This window comes from Hyphomonas sp., from assembly GCF_040882205.1.
Taxonomy (GTDB): Bacteria; Pseudomonadota; Alphaproteobacteria; order Caulobacterales; family Hyphomonadaceae; genus Hyphomonas.
In genome coordinates this window covers 3,350-6,924 of record NZ_JBBEBT010000069.1, presented here as the reverse complement: position 1 = coordinate 6,924, position 3,575 = coordinate 3,350, and the positions used below count along the sequence as shown (strand labels likewise).

Here is a 3,575-nt window from a genome sequence, read left to right as displayed (position 1 = left end):
CAGACTGCGATGAACATCAACCTCAATGGCGAGACGCTCGAAATCGAGGCCGGAACCACTGTGGCGATGCTGGTTCTTCGCCTGTCAGGCGAGACCGGCCGGGACCCGCGCGGGATAGCCGTGGAGCGCAACCGGGAGATCGTGCCGAAGTCCGAGCATGCCCTGACGGTGCTGGCAGAGGGCGACCAGATCGAGTTGGTGCAGTTCGTCGGCGGAGGCTGAAATTGGGCTGCGGACCCGTCCCGAAACTGACTACGCGGGGCGCCGTCTTCTGGACTCCTGCGTATCGGACCGGGCCATTTCGCGCGGGGTGTGTTGACGCCTGCGTCCGGGACGGCCAGATCAGCCCGCATGTCTGAAACGCAATCAAACGACCCGCTTATCATCGCCGGCAAAGCGTATGCCTCGCGTCTTATCGTGGGCACGGGGAAGTATGCTTCCTACCAGCAGAACGCCGATGCGGCGCGCGCGGCGGGCGCGCAGATCGTAACCGTGGCGCTGCGCCGGGTGAACCTGTCGGACAAGAGCCATGAGATCCTCTCGGACTTCGTGAAGCCGACCGAGTTCACTTACCTGCCAAACACGGCGGGCTGCTACACGGCGGACGACGCCGTGCGCACCTTGCGCCTCGCGCGTGAGGCTGGCGGCTGGAACCTCGTGAAGCTGGAAGTGCTCGCGGACCAGAAGACGCTGTATCCGAACATGCCGGAAACGCTGAAGGCGGCAGAAGCCCTCATCAAGGATGGGTTCGAGGTAATGGTCTATTGCTCGGATGATCCGGTCTATGCGCGGCTGCTGGAAGAGGCGGGCTGCTGCGCGATCATGCCGCTCGGCTCGCTGATCGGTTCGGGGCTCGGCATCATGAACCCGGTGAACATCCGCCTGATCGTGGAAGCGGCGCGGGTGCCGGTGATTGTCGATGCGGGTGTCGGTACAGCGTCGGACGCTGCGATTGCGATGGAACTCGGATGTGATGGTGTGCTGATGAATACCGCCATCGCCGCCGCAAAGGACCCGGTGCGCATGGCGCGAGCCATGAAGCACGCGGTGATCGCCGGGCGTGAGGCCTATCTTGCGGGCCGGATGCCGAAGAAGAAATATGCCGACCCGAGCTCGCCGCTCGCCGGCTTGATCTAGGGGCACGCTTGAACACCGCGCGCGACTACGATCTCCTGATTTTCGATTTTGACGGCACGCTGGCTGACAGTGCGGCCTGGTTCCGGTCGATCTTGCCGGACCTCGCCCGGCGGTTCGGATTCCGATGCCCGGACGAGGAAGAACTGGAAGTGCTGCGCCACAAGCCGCCGCGCGAAGTGATGCGTATACTGAATATACCTGGCTGGAAGCTAGTGTTCATCGCCGTGCATGTGCGCAAGCGCGCGGCCAAGGCTGCGGCGTTCCCGCTCTTCGACGGCATCTCCGAGATGCTGGAACTGCTCGCCGCGAAGGGCGTGAAGATTGCGGTTGTCTCGTCGAATGCGGAGGTGAACGTGCGCCGCGCGCTGGGGCCGGCGCTCAGCGCCCGGGTCAATGCCTGGAGCTGCGGGGCCGGCATGTTCGGCAAGGCGAAGCATTTCCGCGATGTGCTGGGCGAACTGAAAGTGGCGCCCGGCCGCGCGCTAACAGTGGGCGACGAGATCCGCGACATCGAGGCAGCGCGGGAAGTCGGCATCCGCACCGGGGCTGTGACCTGGGGCTTCGGGATGAAGCCCGCGCTGGAGGCCGAGCGGCCGGACCACATGTTCGCTTCGGTCGACGAGCTGAAAGCTTTCCTCGCCGCGCGCTGATGCCCGGAAGGGCTGGACATATGGCGAGAACTTGCCATGTCCCAAATCCAACAACAACAAGAAGGAGTTCTCGCCATGAAACACTGGATGACGACAGCCGTTGCGGCGCTGGCGCTGGCAATGCCAGCAATCGCCGAGGCGCGGCCTGTGGAATTCGAGCGCGCGGCGCGGCCGGCCGGTGGCGCTGTCGTGCTGCCGGTGGGCAAGGATGGCGCGCTGTCTGGATTGTCTCAAGACGCCGACAAGGCGGCCAAGGGGGCGATTGCGGCGGCGATCGCCACGGCAGGTTTCAAGGGCGAAGCGGGTAAGTCACTGGCGCTCTATGGCGCCGGTCCCTACAGCGCAGTTTTGCTGGTCGGCACGGGCGAGGGCGCGAAGTCCGCACAGGACCTGAAGACCTATGGCGGCGTCACGGCGCAGGGAACATCGGGCTGGAAGACGCCGGTCATAGTCGTCGTGCCGGATGCCGCTGATGTGGCACAGGACGCCTCCGTTGCGGCGATGGGCGCGCAACTCGGCGCTTACAATTTCGGCAAGTGGGGCAAGCCGGCGGAAGCGGGCGAGCCGGCCGGCGGGCTGACCTTCCTGGCGAAGGACGCGGCCGCCGCGAAGCGAACGTTCGACCGGGATGGCGCAGCCGTCGTTGCGGGTGTCTCGCTGGCGCGTGACCTGACCTCGACGCCGTCGAATATCAAATCGCCGGACTGGATGGCGCAGCAAGTCGTGGCAGCCTTCGAAGGTGTGCCTAATGTGACCGTGACGGTGATGGACGAAGCGGCCATAGAGGCTGCGGGCATGGGCGCGCTTTATGGCACGGGGCAGGGCTCGGCCCGTCCGCCGCGCCTGGTCGCCGTTGAGTACAAGGGCGGCAAGGCGGGTGAGGCGCCGATTGCCTTCGTCGGCAAGGGCATCACGTTCGACACGGGCGGTATCTCGATCAAGCCGGGGCCCAATATGTGGCGTATGCGGATGGATATGGCGGGTGCGGCCTCGTCTGCTGGCGCGGTTCTGACGCTCGCGAAGCGCGGCGCGAAACTGAACGCCGTCGCCGTGCTGGCGCTGGCCGAAAATATGCCGGATGGCAATGCTATCCGCCCCGGCGACGTCCTGACCTCGATGAGCGGCAAGACCATCGAGATCATGAGTACCGATGCGGAAGGCCGCCTCGTGCTGGCCGATGGCCTCTGGTGGGCGCAGGAAACGTACAAACCGCAGCTGGCGGTTACGATTGCGACACTGACCGGCGCGGTGGGCGGGGCGCTTGGCCCGGACTATGCGGGCCTGTTCACGAAGGATGATGCGCTGGCCGAGCGGTTCCTGAAGGCGGGTGAAGCGAGCGGCGAGATGCTGTGGCGCCTGCCGATCCACAAGAACAGCCTTGCCGCGATGAAGAGCGACGTGGCTGACATCAAGAATGGTGGCGAGGGCGCACCGGGCGCCTCGGTTGGCGCGCTGTTCGTGATGGAATGGGCAAAGCCCGAGACGCCGTTCGTGCACCTCGACATTGCTTCGATGGCCTGGGAAAATTCGGGCAATGCGACAACGCCGAAAGGCGCTGTGGGTTACGGCGTGCAGCTGTTCGACGAGATCGCGCGGGGGTATGAGGCGAAGTAGGCTTCGGGGGGGGCGCATGGCGCAGGTGAGTTGTGCATGCCGCTGTGGACGGCTCATCCTGATCAAAGTCCAAGGATAGAGCCGGGTTTCACGGCTGCTCGGCTTGGCCCAGCCTCCGACTTGGCCCAGCCTCCGACTTGGCCCAGCCTCCGACTTGGCCCAGCCTCCGACTTG

At 65.2% G+C, this 3,575-nt stretch carries 4 protein-coding genes; all 4 read left to right on the top strand.

Features of this window, described 5'->3' with window-relative positions:
• The first annotated feature begins 9 nt into the window (after nt 1–9).
• The 4 genes from thiS to WEA77_RS03035 all read left to right on the top strand — a co-directional run bounded on the left by thiS (nt 10) and on the right by WEA77_RS03035 (nt 3,401).
• Nucleotides 10–222: a sulfur carrier protein ThiS gene (gene thiS, locus WEA77_RS03050; protein ID WP_368066388.1), complete on the top strand. Its 213-nt coding sequence runs from the start codon at nt 10–12 to the stop codon at nt 220–222.
• Between the two features lie 129 nt (nt 223–351).
• The gene (locus tag WEA77_RS03045) at nt 352–1,137 is read left to right on the top strand and encodes a thiazole synthase (RefSeq protein ID WP_368066387.1); all 786 of its coding nucleotides are present in this window, start codon (nt 352–354) and stop codon (nt 1,135–1,137) included.
• A gap of 8 nt (nt 1,138–1,145) precedes the next feature.
• A complete protein-coding gene (locus tag WEA77_RS03040) occupies nt 1,146–1,787 on the top strand; it encodes an HAD hydrolase-like protein (RefSeq protein WP_368066386.1) in 642 nt (213 codons plus the stop codon).
• 75 nt (nt 1,788–1,862) lie between these two features.
• Nucleotides 1,863–3,401, top strand: a complete 1,539-nt coding sequence (locus WEA77_RS03035) for a M17 family metallopeptidase (protein WP_368066385.1) — start codon at nt 1,863–1,865, stop codon at nt 3,399–3,401.
• The last annotated feature ends 174 nt before the right edge of the window (nt 3,402–3,575 follow it).

Excerpts from the sequence above, each read along its gene's own strand:
- WEA77_RS03045 (WP_368066387.1), top strand. The coding sequence starts at position 352 with ATGTCTGAAACGCAATCAAACGACCCGCTTATCATCGCCGGCAAAGCG.
- WEA77_RS03035 (WP_368066385.1), top strand. The coding sequence starts at position 1,863 with ATGAAACACTGGATGACGACAGCCGTTGCGGCGCTGGCGCTGGCAATG.
- thiS (WP_368066388.1), top strand. The coding sequence starts at position 10 with ATGAACATCAACCTCAATGGCGAGACGCTCGAAATCGAGGCCGGAACC.